Source organism: Streptomyces sp. NPDC059247 (assembly GCF_042754005.1).
Classification (GTDB): Bacteria; Actinomycetota; Actinomycetes; order Streptomycetales; family Streptomycetaceae; genus Streptomyces.
Window position 1 is genome coordinate 928,856 of record NZ_JBHYZW010000001.1, and the last position, 18,622, is coordinate 947,477.

Sequence of the window (18,622 nt, forward strand, 5' to 3'; positions counted from 1 at the left end):
GCCGGGCCGCCGCCGCTCCTGATCCCGGCCTCGGTGCGGAGGGAGACGGGCGGGGTCAGACCGCGCTCGGGGTCGGGGCGGGCGCCACGGCGGCGTCGAGCACCGGGTTGACCAGCGCGAAGAACGCGTCCAGTCGCTGGTGGAAGTAGAAGTGACCGCCGGGCAGCACCTCGGTGGTGAAGGCGTGCTCGGTGACCCCGGCCCAGTGGCGCAGGTTCTCCGCCGGTGCCACCGGGTCGGCGTCGCCGCCGATGACGGTGACCGGGCAGTCCACCCGGGCGTCCCGGTCGGCGCACCGGTAGACGTCGTCGATGGCGAAGTCCGCGCGGATCGACGGCAGGACGATCTCCCGCAGCTCCGGCTCGTCCAGGATCGAGTCGTCGGTGCCGCCCCGCTCCTTGATCGCCGCCACCAGGGCGTCGTCGTCGAGGAGTTCGGGGTGTACGGCGCACGGGTTGGCCAGGAACGGCGCCCGGCAGGCCGAGGCGATCAGGGCGCGCGGGGTGCGCCCGGCCGCCTGGAGGGCACGGACGACCTCGAAGGCGACCAGGGAACCCATGCTGTGCCCGAGGACCACCAGCTCGCCCGCGTCGGCCGGGAGCGCCTCCACGACCGGCCCGGACAGATCGTCCACGGACTCCGGAAGGTCCTCCGAGAAGCGTGCCCCCCGGCCCGGGTACTGGCCGATCAGCAGCCGGACGTCCGACGGCAGGTGCTCCCGCCACTCGGCGTAGGCGTGGGCGTTGCCGCCCGCGTGCGGGAGGACCAGGAGCGAGAGCCGGTGCGGCCCGCTGCCGGGCAGGTCCCAGACGACGTCCTCGGGCGCGGGGCGCGGGTCGTGGGTCATGAACTTCTCCGATCGGTGTGGGTGTCGTCGGCGGTACGGCGGCGCAGCGCGGGCCTGGCCCGCTTGGCCGGGGCCGTCTCCTGGGCCGCCACATGGGCGGCGAGGGCGGCGGGGGTGGGATGCAGGAACACGTCGCGGGTGGTGAGCCGGGCGGGGAGGGCGGAGCCGAGCGCGGTCGCGAGGCGTCCGGTGAGGCGGGCGGCGAGCAGGGAGTGGCCGCCGAGGTCGAAGAAGTCGTCGTCGACGCCCACGGGGCCGCTCGCGCCGAGCACGTCCGCGAACAGCGCGCACAGGGTCCGCTCGACGGGGGTGCGCGGCGGGCGTCCGCCGCCGGTGGTACGGGTGGGGGCGTCGACCCGGGGCAGGGCCCGCTTGTCGATCTTCCCGTTGGCGGTCAGCGGCAGCCGGTCCAGGACGGCGATCCTGGCGGGCACCAGATGCTCGGGGAGCAGACCGCGCAGGCGCTCCCGCAGCGCGACCGGGTCGGCGGCGGGGCCCGCCGGGTCGGCCACGACGTACCCGACGAGGATCTTCTCGCCGCCCTCCTCGGATCGGCCGGGGCCGCCGTCCGAGCGGACCAGGACCGTCGCCTGGGCGACCGAGTCGTCGCTCAGCAGGGCCGCCTCGACCTCGGCGGGTTCGACCCGGAAGCCACGGATCTTGACCTGCTCGTCGGCGCGCCCGAGGTAGTCGAGTGCCCCGTCGGGCCTGCGTCTGACCAGGTCTCCGGTGCGGTAGAGGCGGGTGCCGGGGGGTCCGTAGGGGTTGGGGGTGAAGTGGGTTGCGGTGGTGGTGGGTTGGTGGTGGTAGCCGTGGGCGAGGCCGTGTCCGGTGAGGTAGAGCTCGCCGGTGGTGCCGGGGGGTGTGGGGTTGAGGTGGGTGTCGAGGATGTAGGTGTGTTTGTTGGTGAGGGGGGTGCCGATGGGGTGGGTGGTGGGGGGTGTGGGTGTGGGGTGGATGGTGTGGGTGGTGGTGAAGCCGAGGGATTCGGCGGGGCCGTATCCGTTGGTGATGGTGAGGTGGGGGTGGTGGGTGTGGTGTTTGTGGGTGTGGGTGGGGCTGGCGGGTTCGCCGCCGGTGTAGGTGGTGTGGGTGGTGGTGAAGGTGTGGGGGTGTTCGTCGGTGAGGTGGTTGAAGAGGCTGGAGGAGAGTTGGAGCATGGTGATGTGGTGGGTGGTGGTGAGGTGGGTGATGTGGGTGGGGTCGGGGCGTTGTCCGGGTTGGAGGATGGTGGTGCCGCCGTGGAGGAGGGCGCCCCAGTATTCGAGGCTGAAGGCGTCCCAGGAGACGGGGGAGCATTGGAGGAAGGTTTCGGTGGGTCCGAAGGTGCAGTAGGTCTGTGCGGTGAGGGTGGAGACGAGGTTGCGGTGGGAGGAGAGGATGCCTTTGGGGCGTCCGGTCGATCCTGATGTGAACATCACACAGGCGATGTCCTGGGGAGTGAGCCGCACCTCCGGGTTCTCCGTGGGACGGCCCGCTATCGCGGCTTCCTCCCGGTCGACCAGGACCGTCCGCCAGGAGCCCGGAACGCGCGCGGACTGCGGTTCGTCCGTCACGAGGACGGTGATCCCGGCCCGCTCGGCACTCGACGCCAGGCGTTCGTCGGGGAACTCGGGGTCGAGGAGCGCGTATCCGGCTCCGGTCTTGACGACGGCGAGGACGGCGACGGCGAAGGTGTCGCTCCGGTCGAGCAGGACGCCCGCGAGGTCGCCCCGGCGCAGTCCCGCGTCGATCAGATGATGGGCGAGCCTGTTCGCCCGCTCGTTCAACTCCCCGTAGCTCAGGGTCTCTTCACCGAAGACCACCGCCGGATGCTCCGGACGAAGCCGCACCTGCTCCTCGAACAGCTCCGCCAGCGTCCCGTCACCGATCTCGACCTCCGCACCCCGGCCCTCCGCGAGCAGCCGCAGCCGTTCCGCCTCGCCGACGAGGGCGAAGCCGCTCAGGAGCTGCTCCGGATCGGCCACCGCCTGTTCCAGCACCCGGCGCAGCATCCCGGCGGTCCGCTCGACCGTCGAGGTGTCGAAGAGGTCCGTCGCGTAGACCACGGCTCCCGTCAGACCCGCCTCCTCGTCCCCGGAGAGCAGGAACTCCAGGTCGAACTTGGCGGAGCCGTTGGACACCGCCGTCGTCCGCACGGTCCGCGCCCCGGCGAGTTCGGGGCCGGGCGCCGCGCCGTTCTCCAGGGCCAGGCACACCTGGAACAGCGGGTGCCGGGCGAGCGAACGGCGCGGGTTCACCGCTTCGAGGACCAGGTCGAAAGGGGCGTCCTGATGGGCGTACGCGTCGAGGTCGGCGGACCGCACCCGGCCGAGCAGCTCGCGGAAGCTCGGGTCCCGCGAGGTGTCGGTCCGCAGCACCAGGGTGTTCACGAAGAACCCCACCAGGTCCACGAGACGCTCGTCGGGGCGACCGGCGACCGGCGCCCCGACCGCCAGATCGGTCCCCGCGCCCAGCCGGGTCAGCGTCGCCGCGAGCGCCGCGTGCACCACCATGAACGGGGTGCACCGCTCCCGCCGGGCGAGGGCCGTGATCCCCCGGTACAGCTCGGCACCGAAGTCGACCCGTACGACACCGCCCCGGTGCGTGGCCACGGCGGGCCGGGGCCGGTCGTAGATCGGGCCCAGTTCCTCGGGGAGCCCGTCGAGGGCGCGCCGCCAGTGCGCGAGGTCCGTGCCCAGCGGACTCTCCGGGTCGTCGGCGTCCCCGAGCGCCTGCCGCTGCCAGTGCGCGAAGTCGGCGTACCGGAGCGGGAGTTCGTCCTTCCACTCGGTGTCCTCGCCCAGCTTCCGGGCGGCGTAGGCGGTGGACAGGTCCGCGAAGAGCGGGGTGAGGGACTGTCCGTCCGTCGCGATGTGGTGCAACAGGACGAGGAGTTCGTACCGGTCCTCGCCGAGATCGAAGAGCGTCACCCGCAACGGGCACTCCACGGCCGGGTCGAAGGCGTGTCCGGCCGCCGTGGCGACGGCCTCGTCCAGCGCTTCCGGAGCCACCCGCCGCCGCTCGAACACCAGCCGCTCGGGACCGGCCGGGAGGACCCGCTGCCGAGGCTCCCCCTCCACCCGCACGAACACCGTGCGCAAGGGTTCGTGACGTGTCATCAGATCGATGAAAGCGGCCCGCAGCGCGTCGGCGTCCACCGGCCCTTCGAGGCGTACGCTCATCGGCACGTTGTACGAGGAACCGCCCCGCTCCAGATCGGCGATCAGCCACAGCCGCCGCTGGGCGAACGAGAGCGGAGGCAGGGCGCAACTGCGCTGCCCGGCGGTCAGTGGCGGAAGGACCGGCCGACCGCCCTCGGTGGCGATCCGCAGGGCGAGCGCGGCGGGCGTCGGATGCTGGAAGACGTCCCGGATGGTGAGCCGTACGCCGAGCGCGGTCGCGAGGCGTCCGGTGAGGCGGGCGGCGAGCAGGGAGTGGCCGCCGAGGTCGAAGAAACCGTCGTCCGCGCCCGGGACGCCGGGGGTGCCGAGGACCTCCGCGAACAGTCCGCAGAGGATCTCCTCCACCGGTGTGCGCGGTGCCCGGCCCTCGCCCGTGCCACGGACGGAGTCCGGCTCCGGGTCCGGCAGGGCCCGCTTGTCGATCTTCCCGTTGGCGGTGAGCGGCAGCCGGTCCATGACCACGACGAACGCCGGGACCATGTGCTCCGGCAGCAGCGTCCCGGCCAGCGCGCGGACCTCCCGCGCGCCGAGGGCCGGATCGTCGACCGTCACGTACGCGACCAGTTGGGTGGCCCCGTGCCGGTCCGGGCGGGCCAGGACCGCCGCGCCCAGAACGCCCGGCCGGCCGGTGAGGACGGTCTCGATCTCGGTGGGCTCCACCCGGAAGCCGCGCACCTTGATCTGGGAGTCCGTGCGCCCCGCGTAGTGGAGACGGCCCTCGGAGTCCCAGTACGCCAGGTCTCCGGTGCGGTAGAGGCGGGTGCCGGGGGGTCCGTAGGGGTTGGGGGTGAAGTGGGTGGCGGTGGTGGTGGGTTGGTGGTGGTAGCCGTGGGCGAGTCCGTGTCCGGTGAGGTAGAGCTCGCCGGTGGTGCCGGGGGGTGTGGGGTTGAGGTGGGTGTCGAGGATGTAGGTGTGTTTGTTGGTGAGGGGGGTGCCGATGGGGTGGGTGGTGGGGGGTGTGGGTGTGGGGTGGATGGTGTGGGTGGTGGTGAAGCCGTGGGATTGGGCGGGGCCGTATCCGTTGGTGATGGTGAGGTGGGGGTGGTGGGTGTGGAGTTTGTGGGTGTGGGTGGGGCTGGCGGGTTCGCCGCCGGTGTAGGTGGTGTGGGTGGTGGTGAAGGTGTGGGGGTGTTCGTCGGTGAGGTGGTTGAAGAGGCTGGAGGAGAGTTGGAGCATGGTGATGTGGTGGGTGGTGGTGAGGTGGGTGATGTGGGTGGGGTCGGGGCGTTGTCCGGGTTGGAGGATGGTGGTGCCGCCGTGGAGGAGGGCGCCCCAGTATTCGAGGCTGAAGGCGTCCCAGGAGACGGGGGAGCATTGGAGGAAGGTTTCGGTGGGTCCGAAGGTGCAGTAGGTCTGTGCGGTGAGGGTGGAGACGAGGTTGCGGTGGGAGGAGAGGATGCCTTTGGGGCGTCCGGTCGATCCTGATGTGAACATCACACAGGCGACATCGTCACCGGTGACGGTCTTCCCCGGGTTTCCCGTGGGACGGCCCGCTATCGCGGCTTCCTCCCGGTCCACCAGGACCGTCCGCCACGGTCCCGGCAGCCGCCCCGCCTGCCGGACGTCCGTGACCAGGGAAACGATCCGGGCGTCCGCCGCCGTGTTCGCCAGGCGTTCGTCGGGGAATTCGGGGTCGAGGAGCGCGTATCCGGCTCCGGTCTTGACGACGGCGAGGACGGCGACGGCGAAGGTGTCGCTCCGGTCGAGGAGGACGCCCGCGAGGTCGCCCCGGCGCAGTCCCGCGTCGATCAGATGATGGGCGAGCCTGTTCGCCCGCTCGTTCAACTCCCCGTAACTCAGGGTCTCTTCACCGAAGACCACCGCCGGATGCCCCGGACGAAGCCGCACCTGCTCCTCGAACAGCTCCGCCAGCGTCCCGTCACCGATCTCGACCTCCGCACCCCGGCGCTCGTCGAGGAGGAGTCGGCGCTCGGCCGGATCGAGCAGGTCCACCTCGCGTACGGCGGCGTCCATCCGGGCCAGGGCCGTGTCCACGAACCGCAGGAACCGCGTCTGGTGGTCCCCGACGGCCGCCAGATCGCACACCTCCGGCGCCGCGTCGAAGTCGACTCGCAGACCCACCTCGGGACCCCGGTCGTACACCCCGATCGCCAGGTCCTCCACCGGCCCGTTGCTCAGATTGTGCGCCAGGGTCGGCAGCCCGCCGAAGTCCAGCTCGGGCGCGAACGCCATCAGGTTCACCAGCGGCGCGGTCAGCCGCCGCTCGCCCTCGCCCAGACCCAGGTCGCGGCACATGTCCTCGTACCGGGTCCGCTGGTGCTTCAGCCCGTGCCTGGCCTCCGCCACCACCGTGCGCACCAGCTCGGACAGTGAGGCGCCGGGATCGACCGCCAGCCGCAGCGGCACCACGTTCGACGCCATTCCCGGCGTCCGGCGGGCCGTCTCCGACGTACGGCCCGTCACCGGAAGCCCGAGCGTCAGCTCCGTGCGCCCGCTGATCCGGTGGACGTACGCGGCGACCAGCGCCACCATCAGGATCGGCCAGCGGGTCCGGTGGGCGCGCGCCACCTCCCGCAGCCGGTCCGCCCGTTCTGGCGCGATCACCGCCGAACGGCGGACGAACGGCCGCCCCTCGGCCAGTTCCTCCGGCACCTCCGCCGTACGGCCCTCGGCGATCCGGGGGGTCTCCGGCAGCCCCGCCAGGTGCTCCGCCCAGTGGGCGCGCTCGGCCGCCGCCTCCGGCGACGCCCGGTGCGCCGCGTCCTCCGCGAGCAGCTCCGGCAGCGTCCCGAACGGCGTCGGACCCCACGGCTCGCCCGCGAGCGCCCGCCCGTACAGCTCCGCGAGCCGCTGGTCCAGCATGGACGACGCCATCCCGTCCAGCAGCACGTGGTGATAGCACTTCACGTACAGGTAGTGCTCGGGGCCCAGCCGCAGCAGCGCGTGCCGGGACAGCGGGCCCGCCGTCAGGTCGTACGGGGCGGCGAGGCACCGCATGATCCACGCGCGGCCCTCCGCCGCCGGGTCCGCCGCGCCGCTCAGGTCCACCGACTCGATCCGCCGGTCGCCCGGCTCCGGGTCCAGGACCTGCCAGACACCGTCCTCGTCGGACCCGGTCGTGCGGACGCGCAGCACGTCCGCCTCGGTGACCAGCCGGTACCAGGCGGCGGCGAACAGCTCCTCGTCCACCGCGCCCCGGATCTCGTGGTACTCGCCGATGTTGTAGCGGCGGCCTGAGGGGTCGAGGTGGTGGGCCATCCAGATGTCGTGCTGCGCTGCCGACAACGGCAGCCGCAGGGCTGCCGCACCGGAGGCGGTACCAGCGTCGGACGCCATGAGCGAGCTCCTTGGGAGAGACGGGGGTGCGGGCCGGCCGACTCCGGGGCGTTCCGCGCACCAACCGGCCGATGCCATCCAAACCCGGGGGCCCCGCCCCGGGCGGCAGTTGCCCCGGCACTCCGGCAGCAGCTCAGTGCGCGGCGGCAGCCAGAGCGGCGGGCCCGGCACCTTCGACGGCCGCACGGCCGTCCGGCGCGTCCGCGCCGCAGTGGAAGGCACGGACCAGCTGGAGCACCAGGAACCGGGACCGGCCCGTCTCCTGGCTCGGTCTTATCACCCCGCTGATCAGCAGGTCCCGCACCGCGCGCCCGCTCTCCGGCAGCCCCAGACCGGTCAGCCGCACGACCTCGTCCAGTCCGAACCCGCCGTCCGCCCCCGGGTCCTCGCCCCGCGCGCACAGGGTGGCGAGGAGCGTGCGCCTGGCGGGCGAGAGCCGCACCAGCCCACGGTGCAGGGCCGCCCGGAAGCGCGACCCGCCGTCACCTCCCGCGAGATGGTCCAGCAGCGGCGCCGGATCACCGTCCAGGCTCGCGCGGAGCGTCGCCAGATCGCACACCGCCAGCCAGGAGGCCGCCGCGCCCAGCGCCATCGGATGCCCGTCGAGCCTCCGGCAGATCCGTACCACCTCCGCCAGATCGGCGTCCGTGGGCACGAACTCCGGCCGCACCCGCCGCACATGGTCGAGGAACAGGCTCACCGAAGGCGCGGACAGCGCCTCCAGGTCCGCGCCCGGACGGGCGGACGGCGCGGCGGGCACCTCCAACGGGCCCAGCAGGAAGGGGCGTTCGCCCGGCACCTGCCACGGCTGCTCCGAGGTCACCAGCAGCCGGAGCCCCGGGCACTCCCGCATCAGCCCGGTGAGCCGGTCGAACCGGGGAGCGTCCTCCGGAGCCCCGTCCAGGACGAGCAGCACGGCCCGGTCGCCGATCAGTTCCGGCAGCGACTCGCCCGCGCGCCCGCCGTCCGCCGCCGAGGCGCCCGGCGCGCCGTCCACCGGGGCGAAGAGGTGCCGCACGGCCGTGTGGACGAGCCGGTCGGCCCGCCCGGACCCGGCGGGCGCGAGATAGTCCCGGGGCGCCCCGGGGAACGCGTACCAGAGGACCGGGAACCCCGACGCGTACAGCCGGTCCGCCACTTCCAGGGCCAGCCGGGTCTTCCCCACCCCGCTCAGCCCCACCACGTTGACCAGGCGTTCCGTCGCGGAGGACAGCTCCCGGACCATCGCCTCGGTCTCCGCCTCACGGCCCGTGAGCCCGTGCAGCGCGGTCGGCGGGGCGGGCTGCTCGGCGTCCAGGACGGCCCCGGCGGAACCGGTCGCGCACCGCCCCTGATGTGCCGCCGCCTCCAGCGCCGTCCGGGCACGGGCACCGAGTCTGAGCGCGTCGGCCATCAGCCGTACGGTGTCGGCGCGGGGCCGGGTGGCCTTGCCCTGCTCCAGGTCGCGGATGGCCCGCACGCTGATCGTGGACAGGTCGGCCAGCTCCCGCTGGGTGAGACCGATCCGCAGCCGGTGGCTCCTGATGAGGGCGCCGAGGCGGGCGTTCCCCCGGAGTCCGGAGGGTCCTTCGGCTGCCGCGGTGGACGGGCCGGTCATGCTCATCTGCGCTCCCGCGAGTCGTGGTGGGGAACCCCCTGGCAGGTGCGGTCCGGCTCCCCTCCTCGTGGGGCGGTCGCCGTCCGGTTCCTGTTCCCATCGTTCGAGTCGCGCTATCCGCGGAACATCACCGAGCCAAGGGAACCTCGTCGTCGCAGGTCAGCGCCGCCGCCCCGGTCCGTCGACGGACCCCGGCGACGGTCCGTGATAGCGGGCGCCCCACGGGCCGCTATCACGGTCCCGCGCCCGTCGACACGGTGATAACGGGGGGATAGGGGCGGGGCCGGTCGGGCGATTCCGGCGCTTCCTAACGTGGTGCCCACAGAGAACGAAGCAGGGAACGAGCAGAGAACGAAGCAGGGAACGGAACGGCGCGAAGCGGGGAACGGACGCAGCGCACCGTACGGAACGCACCGCACGGCCACCGCACCGACAACCGAAGGGATCCTCAGATGAGCCTCGCCAAGGCCTTCCGCACCGCCCTCCTCACCGCCGCCCTCGCCGGTGCGGCCGTCCTCGGAGCCCAGGCGGCGCACGCCGACGACGTCCCGGCCCCCACGGGGACCACCCAGGCCGCCCCCGCCGGTCCCGCCGGTCCCGCCGACGGTGCCGCCGTCCCCGCGCCGACCCCGACCCCCACCGCGACGAACAACGACCCCTGGGACTGACCGGCCGGCCGAAGGCCGCCACCCCGCACGACCCCCGCGACGCCACCCCGCGCACGACGGCCGGGGAGACCCCGGCCCGCGGCCCCCGGAACGACGACGGCCCGGAGACAGGCCCGGGTACGGCATTGGAACACGACTCCCGAGGCCGTCCGCCCCGGACCCGGCTCCCGGACGGCGACAGCCGGGAGACGGCTCCCCTCCGGGACGAACTTCCCTCCGGGGCATGGCTCCCCGACACCGATACCGGCCCCGACACCGATACCGGCCCCGACACCGATACCGGCCCAGGCTCCGACACCAGCCCGGCCCCTCGACGCAAAGCCCCGGCTCTCTCCACCAGCCACCCGGCCCGGACGCCGTACGTCCCCGCCGCCCCAAGCGGGACTCCCCACCGCCCGGCTCACCGGCCGAGCAGCAGCTCCGTCTCCCGTAGCTCCGAGGCCATGTTCCGGTCCCGGAAGGTCTGGGCGGCGCTCTCCAGGAGGCCCCTCGACCGGTCCCGCTCGCCCGACCGGGCCAGCAGCCGCGCCAGATCGAGCCGCACCAGCGCCGAACCCCCCTGGTCCATGATCTGCTCACGGACCGTCAGGGACCGGTCGTAGAAGTCCCGCGCGAGACCGTCCAGGCCCATGGCGGAGTGCGCCTGGCCCAGGTCCCGCAGCAGATGCCCCTCGCCGATCACATCGCCCCGGTCGCGGCAGAGTTCGAGCACCTCGTTGAACGTCCGTACCGCCCGCTCGTGCTCGCCCCGCCCGTACAGCAGTTGTCCCACCCGGCGCAGGGTCCGCGCCTGCCCGCCCGTGTAGCCCACCGAACGGTAGATGCCCAGCGCCTCGTCCAACTGGGACTGGGCGGTGGTGTCCTGGTTCCGCCGCATCCAGATGTGCGCGCTGTGGGTGAGGACGTTCGCCCGCCCCACCGGGTCCTGCGCCCGGTCGAAGTCGGTGAGCGCCAGGGCGTACAGCTCCAGGGCCCGGTCGTCCGCCCCGCCGAGACGGTCGAGGAGCGCGAGGTCACGACGGCACAGGGCCCGCCCGTGCGCGTCGTCCAGCTCCACGAACATGCCCAGCGCCGTACCGAGCGTCCGCCGCGCCTCCTCGTGCTGGCTGCGGCTGAGCTGCAACGAGCCCAGCGAACTCAACAACGCCGCCGTACCACGGGTGTTGCCCGCGATCCGGACCGCCCCGAGCGCCTGGTGATGGGTCTGCTCCCACAGGTCGTGGTGACCGCGCACCTCGAAGAGGGTGACGAGCGTCGTCGTGAGGTCCCAGCACAGCTCGTCCATCTGCTCCCGGGCGGCGTGCTCCACCGCCTGGCACAGATTGGCCTGCTCGCTGTCCAGCCACTCCAGCGGATCGACGAGGAGCTCGTCCACGACCGTGGCGGGCGGCTGCCAGCGCGGCGCCCGCCCGTGCAGGACCGTGAAGTCCCCGCCGTAGATCCGCCGGTGCGCCTGCTCGGCCAGGGCCATCCAGCCGCCCATCATGCGGCCGAGCGCCGACGCCTGGACGTGCGGCTCGTCATGGGCGGCGAGCTGCTCACGCGCGAAGACCCGGATGATCTCGTGGAAGCGGTAGCGGAACCCACCGGTGGACTCCACGCCCACCACGTCCAGCATCTGCACGTCGACCAGCGGTTCGAGCAGGTCGGAGGGGAAGGGCCGGTCGTCGTCGAGGAGCGCACCGGCCAGCCAGCCCGGCAGGGTCGGCCCCTGCGCCAGGCTCAGCATCCGCAGCAGCCGCCGGTCCGCCGCGCCCAGACCGTCGTGGGTGAGCGACAGACTGGCCCGCATGGTCATCTCGCCGTGGGTCAGCTCGTCCAGCCGGTGCCGCTCGTTGGCCAGCCGGTGGACCATCGAGGCCAGCGTCCAGTGCGGGCGGGCCGCCAGGCGGGCGGCCACGATCCGCAGCGCGAGCGGCAGCCCGCCCACGGTCCTGATCAGCGCCTCCGCCGCCACCGACTCCCGGGTCACCCGCTCGGGCCCGATGACCCGGACCAGGAGTTCCAGGGCGCGCTCGGTGTCGAGGACGTCCAGCTCGACGCGGTACGCGCCGGGCAGCCCGGTGATCCGCAGCCGGCTGGTCACCAGGACCGCGCAGCTGCGGGTGCCCGGCAGCAGCGGCCGGACCTGGCTCTCCGAGGCGGCGTCGTCCAGGACCACCAGCACCCGCCGGTTGGCGAGCAGCGTCCGGTACATCTCGGCGCGCTCGTCCAGCGACTCGGGGATCACGGGCCCGGGGATGCCGAGGGCCCGCAGGAACCGGCCCAGGACCTCCGACGCGGTGGCCGGAGCGGCCGTGGTTCCGCGCAGGTCACAGTAGAGCTGACCATCGGGGAAACGATTCTCCCCGATGCGGTGCGCGATGTGCGTGGCGAGGGTCGACTTGCCGGTGCCGGGCTTGCCGACGATCACGGCCACCCCCACCGCCCGCCGCTGCCCGTCCCCGATGAGGGCGTGCTCGATCGCCGCCATCTGCTCCTCGTCGCCGACGAAGTCGGCCGTGTCGGCCTGGAGCTGGCGGGGTATCTCCTCGCCCGCGCCGCCGGACCCCGCGACCGTGCGGGGGAGGACGGCCGCCGACGCCCCGACGACGGCCGTTCCCCCGGACGGTCCCGCACCCCGGCCCGGTCCCGTACGGACCGGCCCGCCGACCGCGAGCGGCTCGCCGGGGGACCTGCCGTCGAACGCCCCGGAGCCCACCGCCGTACCGGAGAAGGACCCCGGACCGGGACCGGACCCCGGGCCCGGTCTCGTACGGCCGTCCCCCCAGCCGCCGCCGGACCGGCCCGCGCCGACCGCACCGCCGTCGTCCTCCCGGCCGCCTTCGCCGCCCGCGCCCCAGCCCGGCACGTGCTCGGCTCCGTGGCCCCCGCCGTGCGCCGGACCGCGGGCACCGGGGCCGATCCGGTCGTCGGCGGCCACGGCCCGCAGCGACGGATCGCCGGAGAGGATCGCCCCCTCCAGGGAACGCAGTTCCTCGCCGGGCTCCAGCCCCAGCTCCTCCACCAGGAGTTCCCGGCCGATCCGGTACGCCTCCAGCGCCTCGGCCTGCCGTCCCGACCGGTACAGGGCCAGCATCAGATGCCCGCGCAGACGCTCGCGCAGCGCGTGCTCACGGACCAGCAGCTGTATCTCGCCGACCAGTTGGTGATGCCGTCCGAGATCCAGCTCCAACTGGATGCGGGTCTCGACGGCCGTCAGCCGTTCCTCGTCCAGCTGGAGCGCCTTGCTGCGCAGCGCGTCACAGGTGACCCCGTCGAGACCGGCGCCCTGCCACAGGGCCTCGGCGGCCCGGAGCCGTTCGACCGCCTCCGCCGGACTGCCGGACCTGAGCAGCGCGCGGGCCTCGCCGACCTGCCGGGAGAAGCGGGCCGCGTCCACGCTCTCGCCGTCGGTCATCAGGACGTACCCCGGCGGCCTGGTGGTGATGGCGGCGTCGAGCCCCGCTCCCGCGAACAGCTTCCGCAGCCGGGACACACAGATCTGCACCTGGGTGCGGGCGGTGTCCGGCGGTTCGTCGTCCCAGATCAGATCGACGAGGTAGTCCGTGCTGACCACCCGGTTCGCTTCGAGCAGGAGCGCGGCGAGGATGACTTCCTGACGGCCGGGCGGCACCCGGACCTGCCCTTGTGGACCGGTGACCTGTAAGGGGCCCAGGATGCGGAAGGCCGGGCCTTCAGGAGCGGGGCGTACCCCGCTGACGGAGTCGGGCATACGTCTCCCGGGTCGGGGTCCGGCACTCGGAGAGGGGTGATCGCAGAGGGTGCCGGGTCAGTCTCCTCGAACGGAACGTCATTTGTCCATGGCGTGGAGTTTTCGTGTGGAGCGCGAGGGTCCCGCCCGGTGATAGCCCAGCGATAGTTCCGGGTTGCACGGGCGGAGGAGAGTGTCCGCGAACGCACGAAAGGACACCGCCGGTGAGCAGCGACGAAGACAGTGGACGGGGCAGGGGGCATGTGGTGGGCGGGATGGTCACGGCGGCCGGAGTGGACCATGTAAGGCTCTCCTACCTGTACCTCGACGACGGCGACGTGGACGGCTTCGGCTCGCTCCTCCACGAGGACGTGGAACTGCGCCGTCCCGACGCGCCCCCGGGGCACGGCCGCGCCGAGGTCCTCCGGATCCACCGCGAGGGCCTGGTCCCGCCCGCCCGGCACACGCTGGACCGGATCGTGGCCGAGGGGGACAGCGTGGTGGTGATGGGCCGGGCCGGTGAACTGCCCTTCGTCGATGTGTTCACCCTGTCGCCGGAGGCCATGCTGCGCGACTGTCGCCGCTACTACTATGTGGCGCCATGACACCCCGCCCCTTCCCCCGGGGGCGCTCCCTGTCGACTGACGGACGGCCCCGGGAGGGGTTCTGAGGGCGGCCCGCCCCCGGCCGACGGTCGCGCGATCACCCCCTCTCCCACCCCTCAGGGGTGGGAGAACACCCCCACCATCCGGGTGCCCGGATTGCTGCTCAGCCCCACGATCGCGCCTCCGTCCACCCGGTTGACCCGGGCGTGCGCGCCCGCGTACCCGTCGTCCGTGAGGAAGGCGCCGATGACCGCGATCCAGTCCTCCACGGCTCCGGTCCCGGGGTCGTACACCGGTTCGGGACGCGGCACCACACGCTCCTGCACCACATGACCGCCCCGCTCGGCGGCCCCGCGCAGCGCCTCGGCCCACTCGGCGTCGCCGCACTCCCAGCCGACATGGGTGCCGAAACCGCCGTACCCGCCACCGGGCTTGAGGATCAGCCGCTCCCGCCGCTCCCGGCAGAGGTCGAGCAGTTCACGCGCGGCGGCGCGGGAGCCCGCCCCGGACCCGCCCGGGGCGCTCAGCGTCCGGCTCCACGGCAGGACCCGGTCCACCAGGGCCCGCTCGTCCGCGTCGAACGCACCGCTCCAGCGGGGGTCGGTGAGCAGGGCCAGCGCGCTCTTGTGCGCGTAGTAGCCGCTCTCCAGGGTGGTGAAGAGGATCGTCCGCCCCGACTCGTGGGCCCGGAAGAAAGGTTCCGCCGCTGCCGGGCCCGCCGGGTCGTCGAGCAGTTGGCTCGCGGCGAAGTTCCGCAGCACCAGGTCGAGCGGAGTGCCGTCCAGGGTCAGCTTGCCGTCGGGCCGGGCCCGTACGTCACCGATCTCACCGATCCGCAGGTCGAGCCCCTGCTCGGCCATCGCCTCCACCGTGGCCCGCATGATCCTTCCGTACGCGGCGACACCGCCGCGCCCCTCGATCAGCCCGATCACCGGCTCCGCGCCGCCCGAGACGGCGGGGCGCGCCCGGTCGCGCAGCACGGCGGCCGTGCGCGCCGCGATGTCGACGTGGTCGAGCTCGTGCTCGTCGGCGAAGGCGGCGAACTCGGGGACGCCGAGCATCCCCCGGTTGAACACGGCCATGTCGAGCCCCGCGGCCTCGCTGCCGATGTTGAACTCCAGCAGCTTGAACGACGTCCCGTCGTGGTAGGCGTCGGCGCGGCCCAGCTTCGCGGGGACGCCCGACCCGGCCCGGCGGAGCAGGGCGGCGGGCTCGGGACCGATGCCGACCTCGGCCGCGTACCGGTCGAGATCGCCGTCGAACAGACGGGCCGGCAGCGACACCAGGAGGTCGAAGAGACCGTCCAGATCACGGGCGAAGGCCGCCGTCTGCGGGGCGCTCACGAACCAGGGCCGGGGGAGCAGATGGGTCCGCCAGGCCGCGTCGAAGGCCGGGGGGAGCGGGGCGCGGGCCACGGCGTCGGCGAGCCCGCTGTCCGGGCGCAGGCAGGTGTCCACGTAGATGCGGCTCAGCTTGCTCATGTACGTCGTTCGCCTCACTGGAGTGATCGGGTACGTGTACGGAGGTCGAGCACCTTACCGGAATCCGGGTCGGGCGCTACGGGACGCCCGCCCACCGGCCTCCCGGACGCGCACCCGCCGCACCCCGGCACCAGGGTGGACGGGCCCGGAGAAAGGAGGCGGGGCGCGGAGGCCGGAACAGAACGGTCGACCGGACCCCTCGCCCACCTGCCGATGGCCGAGGAACACCCTCCGGCACGGACGCGGAAGTACATACGGGACACGGGAGCGGAAGCCCCCAGGAACGGTCGCCGAGAGGCCAGGCCCGTACGAACACCCATGTGAACGGCCGAACCCCCGGCGCTCACCCGACCGGCCGCGACGAGGCACCGCGTTAGTGGAACGTGAGTGAGACGTCAGTGGGACGTGAGTGGAGAGGGGCACACTGAGCCCCTGTGCCCGGCCCGGTGGCCGGTTCCCGCTGTTCGACCTGGTGTCCGGTTCCCGCCGTTCACCGGACGCCCGTGGCCGTTCCTCCCCCAAGGAAGGACACGGAACGGACGGGGGAACCGAAGCCACCGGCGCCGGAAGCACCGGACGGACGGCCCCACGCCGCCGTCCACACCGACCGGATCCGGGGCGTGCCGTGGGGGCGCGCCCCGGATCCACCCCGTTCGACCCGGGCCGCTCCGGGGCTCCCCGCCGGGGCCCCCGCCCGGTATCCATGCACCGCCCATCCCCCTCCAGGAGGCAGCATGAAGCGACGGACGTTCCTCAAGGGTTCCCTGATCGGCGCGGCGGTCACCGCCGTCCCGCTCGACACGCTCCTGGCCGGTGGCGCGTCCGCCGCCGTGCCGACCGATCCGGTCACCTCCCTCAGCGCCCTCCAGAGCGCCATCGACGGCGCGGTCGCCGGTGACCGGATCGTCGTGGCCGACGGCACGTACACCGTTCCCTCCGGCGGCTCCATCCGCGTCACCGGACGCAACGGCACCAGCGGCGCGCCCATCACGATCGTCGCCCAGTCCCGGGGCGGTGTCGTCCTGCGCGGCGAGCGCAGCTTCGTCTTCGAGAACTCCCAGTACGTCACCGTGAGCGGCTTCGCCCTGCGCCAGAGCGGAACGCTCGCCGTCCCCGTGGACAGCAAGGGCATCCGGCTCACCCGCAACGACTTCCAGTTCGCGGAGACCACCCCGGTCGACTGGCTGGTGGTGCGGGGCGACGACGCCAAGATCGACCGCAACCACTTCCACGGCAAGAGCACCGAGGGCATCTTCGTCGTCGTCGACGGCCCCGGCTCGACGGCCGTCGCCCAGCGCACCCAGATCATGCGCAACCACTTCTCCGACCACACGTTCACCGGTGCCAACGGCGGCGAACCGATCCGGCTCGGCGTGAGCAGCCGCGCCCTGTCCGCCGCCGACGCGAAGGTGGAGTTCAACCTCTTCGAGCGGTGCGACGGCGACCCCGAGGCGATCTCGGTCAAGTCCTCCGGCAACACGATCCGCCACAACACGATCCGCGACAGCAAGGGCGGCATCGTGCTCCGCCACGGCAACGGCACCACGGTCGACGGCAACTACCTGCTGGGGGGTGAGGAAGGCATCCGTGTCTACGGCAACGACCATCTGATCGTCAACAACTACCTCGCCGGTCTGTCCGGCCGGGCCCTCGTGGTGGGCAGCGGCACCACCCGTGACCACACGGCGGGGGAGACCACCGAGCAGCGGCGCGGCAACGACGCCGTCGACCGGGCGGTCATCGTCCACAACACCCTTCGTAACAACGTGAGTTCGCTCTCGGGCGAGAGCCGGACCCATGAACCCCGTGACGTGACCGTCGCGGACAACCTCATCGTCGGCGACACCGGCAGCCTCGTCGCCATGGGGGCGACCACCGGCTTCACCTGGCAGAGCAACATCCTGTGGGGCGCCGCCGCGAACGGCAACATCCCCACCGCCGGGTTCACCCGGGTCGACCCGCGCCTGACCGCCTCCACGGACGGCGTCCACCGTCTCGCCTCGAACAGCCCGGCGATCGGCGCCGCCACCCTGACCGGCACCGCCGTGCCCGAGGACATCGACGGAGACCAGCGGGGCACCGCACGGGACATCGGCGCCGACGAGTACTCCACCGCGACCCCGCTCCGCCGCCCGCTCACCCCGGCCGACGTCGGCCCCGACGCCGCCTGATCCAGGGGCCGTTCGCCCGCCGGTCGCTCCGGCGGGCGGGCCGCCCGTTCCGGCTTTGGTATGGACCGCTCGGGCCCTGGGCGTCAAGCTCTTTACATGGATTTGGAACTGAGGCACCTCAAGACGATCCGGGCCATCGCGGACGCCGGGAGTCTCACCCGCGCCGCCACGCTCCTCGGACTCGCCCAGCCGGCCCTCAGTGCCCAGCTCAAACGGATCGAACGGGCCCTCGGCGGAGCCCTGTTCGAGCGCGGCCGGGAGGGCGTCCGGCCCACCGCCCTCGGCGACCTCGTCCTCGAACGGGCCCGGGTGGTGCTCCCCGCCGTCTGCGAACTCCAGGAGGAGGCCGTCCGGTTCGCCCGGCAGGGCGCCGAGGGGTACAGGCTCGGCGGCACCCACGGACCGCTGCTCGGCGGCCTGGTCGACCGGATCGCACGCACCGACCCGGGCGCCCTCGTCTCCACGTACACCTCCTGGTCCGAGCGGGAGATCGCGGGCGGGGTGACCTCCGGCCGACTGGACTTCGCGCTGGTCGGGGTCTGCGGCGAGAGCGGCCCGCCCGAGGCCGGACGGCTCGCCTGGACCGAGGTCGCCCGCGACCCGGTGTACGTGATGCTCGCCGCCGACCATCCCCTGGCGCCCCGCACCGAGATCCACCTCGCCGAACTGGCGGCGGAGGCCTGGACCGACGTCCCCGGCGACGGCTGCTTCGGCGACTGTTTCGCCGCCGCCTGCGTACGCGCCGGGTTCACCCCCGCCTGCGTCTACGAGACGGACACCGCCTCCTGCGTGCACCTGGTCCGGGTGGGCCGGGCCGTCGGACTGTGCCGGGCGACCTTCCCCGCCACCCCCGGCATCGTCACCCGGGCCCTGGCCGGTGCCCCGCTCCTCTGGCGCCACCTCCTCGGCTGGCACCCCGAGGGCCGCGCCGCGAGCCGCGCCGCCGCCGTCCTCGGACACACCAGGGCGGCCCACGCCGAAGCCCTCGCGGCCAGTTCCGGACGCGCCACCGCCCCGGCGGGACAGCTCCTGGTGAACGGGGAGGGGCCCGCCCCCGAACCCCGTACGGGCATAACGCGATGACAGGGGCCGACCGGT

The 18,622-nt window shown here is 73.3% G+C and carries 9 protein-coding genes; 4 read left to right on the top strand and 5 right to left on the bottom strand.

The genetic code is table 11. From position 1 onward, the window contains the following. Nucleotides 1-55: 55 nt before the first annotated feature. The 3 genes from ACFXGN_RS03830 to ACFXGN_RS03840 form a co-directional block, all read right to left on the bottom strand. Nucleotides 56-847 (bottom strand): thioesterase II family protein, encoded by a 792-nt coding sequence (locus ACFXGN_RS03830; protein ID WP_384853006.1) that lies wholly within the window; start codon nt 845-847, stop codon nt 56-58. Continuing rightward, nucleotides 844-7,308, bottom strand: a complete 6,465-nt coding sequence (locus tag ACFXGN_RS03835; protein WP_384853009.1) for an amino acid adenylation domain-containing protein — start codon at nt 7,306-7,308, stop codon at nt 844-846. The genes ACFXGN_RS03830 and ACFXGN_RS03835 overlap by 4 nt, the downstream gene beginning before the upstream one ends. A 133-nt stretch (nt 7,309-7,441) precedes the next feature. Beyond that, nucleotides 7,442-8,911 carry a helix-turn-helix domain-containing protein gene (locus ACFXGN_RS03840; RefSeq protein ID WP_384853012.1) on the bottom strand — a complete coding sequence of 490 codons (1,470 nt, stop codon included), beginning with the start codon at nt 8,909-8,911 and terminating at the stop codon, nt 7,442-7,444. A 446-nt stretch (nt 8,912-9,357) separates the two neighbouring features. Here ACFXGN_RS03840 and ACFXGN_RS03845 point away from each other — a divergent pair, with 446 nt between their 5' ends. Continuing rightward, complete coding sequence (locus ACFXGN_RS03845) at nt 9,358-9,573, top strand: hypothetical protein (protein WP_384853015.1); 216 nt, start codon at nt 9,358-9,360, stop codon at nt 9,571-9,573. Between the two features lie 400 nt (nt 9,574-9,973). Here ACFXGN_RS03845 and ACFXGN_RS03850 read toward each other — a convergent pair whose 3' ends face one another. Continuing rightward, nucleotides 9,974-13,288: a BTAD domain-containing putative transcriptional regulator gene (locus tag ACFXGN_RS03850; protein WP_384853018.1), complete on the bottom strand. Its 3,315-nt coding sequence runs from the start codon at nt 13,286-13,288 to the stop codon at nt 9,974-9,976. Nucleotides 13,289-13,491: 203 nt separating this feature from the next. Between ACFXGN_RS03850 and ACFXGN_RS03855 the strand changes: the two genes are divergently transcribed. Beyond that, the gene (locus tag ACFXGN_RS03855; RefSeq protein WP_384853021.1) at nt 13,492-13,872 is read left to right on the top strand and encodes a nuclear transport factor 2 family protein; all 381 of its coding nucleotides are present in this window, start codon (nt 13,492-13,494) and stop codon (nt 13,870-13,872) included. A 116-nt stretch (nt 13,873-13,988) separates the two neighbouring features. Here ACFXGN_RS03855 and ACFXGN_RS03860 read toward each other — a convergent pair whose 3' ends face one another. Continuing rightward, nucleotides 13,989-15,353 carry a hypothetical protein gene (locus tag ACFXGN_RS03860; protein ID WP_384853024.1) on the bottom strand — a complete coding sequence of 455 codons (1,365 nt, stop codon included), beginning with the start codon at nt 15,351-15,353 and terminating at the stop codon, nt 13,989-13,991. 734 nt (nt 15,354-16,087) lie between these two features. Here ACFXGN_RS03860 and ACFXGN_RS03865 point away from each other — a divergent pair. Together ACFXGN_RS03865 and ACFXGN_RS03870 are read left to right on the top strand one after the other, a co-directional pair. Next, entirely contained in the window at nt 16,088-17,524 is a 1,437-nt protein-coding gene (locus tag ACFXGN_RS03865) for a chondroitinase-B domain-containing protein (protein ID WP_384853026.1), read from the top strand. A gap of 96 nt (nt 17,525-17,620) precedes the next feature. After that, nucleotides 17,621-18,607: a LysR family transcriptional regulator gene (locus tag ACFXGN_RS03870; protein WP_384853029.1), complete on the top strand. Its 987-nt coding sequence runs from the start codon at nt 17,621-17,623 to the stop codon at nt 18,605-18,607. Nucleotides 18,608-18,622: the final 15 nt, after the last annotated feature.

What these genes read in the sequence shown, in the direction of transcription:
- ACFXGN_RS03830 (WP_384853006.1), bottom strand. Translation starts at nt 847, where the DNA reads ATGACCCACGACCCGCGCCCCGCGCCCGAGGACGTCGTCTGGGACCTG.
- ACFXGN_RS03835 (WP_384853009.1), bottom strand. Translation starts at nt 7,308, where the DNA reads ATGGCGTCCGACGCTGGTACCGCCTCCGGTGCGGCAGCCCTGCGGCTG.
- ACFXGN_RS03840 (WP_384853012.1), bottom strand. Translation starts at nt 8,911, where the DNA reads ATGAGCATGACCGGCCCGTCCACCGCGGCAGCCGAAGGACCCTCCGGA.
- ACFXGN_RS03845 (WP_384853015.1), top strand. Translation starts at nt 9,358, where the DNA reads ATGAGCCTCGCCAAGGCCTTCCGCACCGCCCTCCTCACCGCCGCCCTC.
- ACFXGN_RS03850 (WP_384853018.1), bottom strand. Translation starts at nt 13,288, where the DNA reads ATGCCCGACTCCGTCAGCGGGGTACGCCCCGCTCCTGAAGGCCCGGCC.
- ACFXGN_RS03860 (WP_384853024.1), bottom strand. Translation starts at nt 15,353, where the DNA reads ATGAGCAAGCTGAGCCGCATCTACGTGGACACCTGCCTGCGCCCGGAC.
- ACFXGN_RS03865 (WP_384853026.1), top strand. Translation starts at nt 16,088, where the DNA reads ATGAAGCGACGGACGTTCCTCAAGGGTTCCCTGATCGGCGCGGCGGTC.
- ACFXGN_RS03870 (WP_384853029.1), top strand. Translation starts at nt 17,621, where the DNA reads ATGGATTTGGAACTGAGGCACCTCAAGACGATCCGGGCCATCGCGGAC.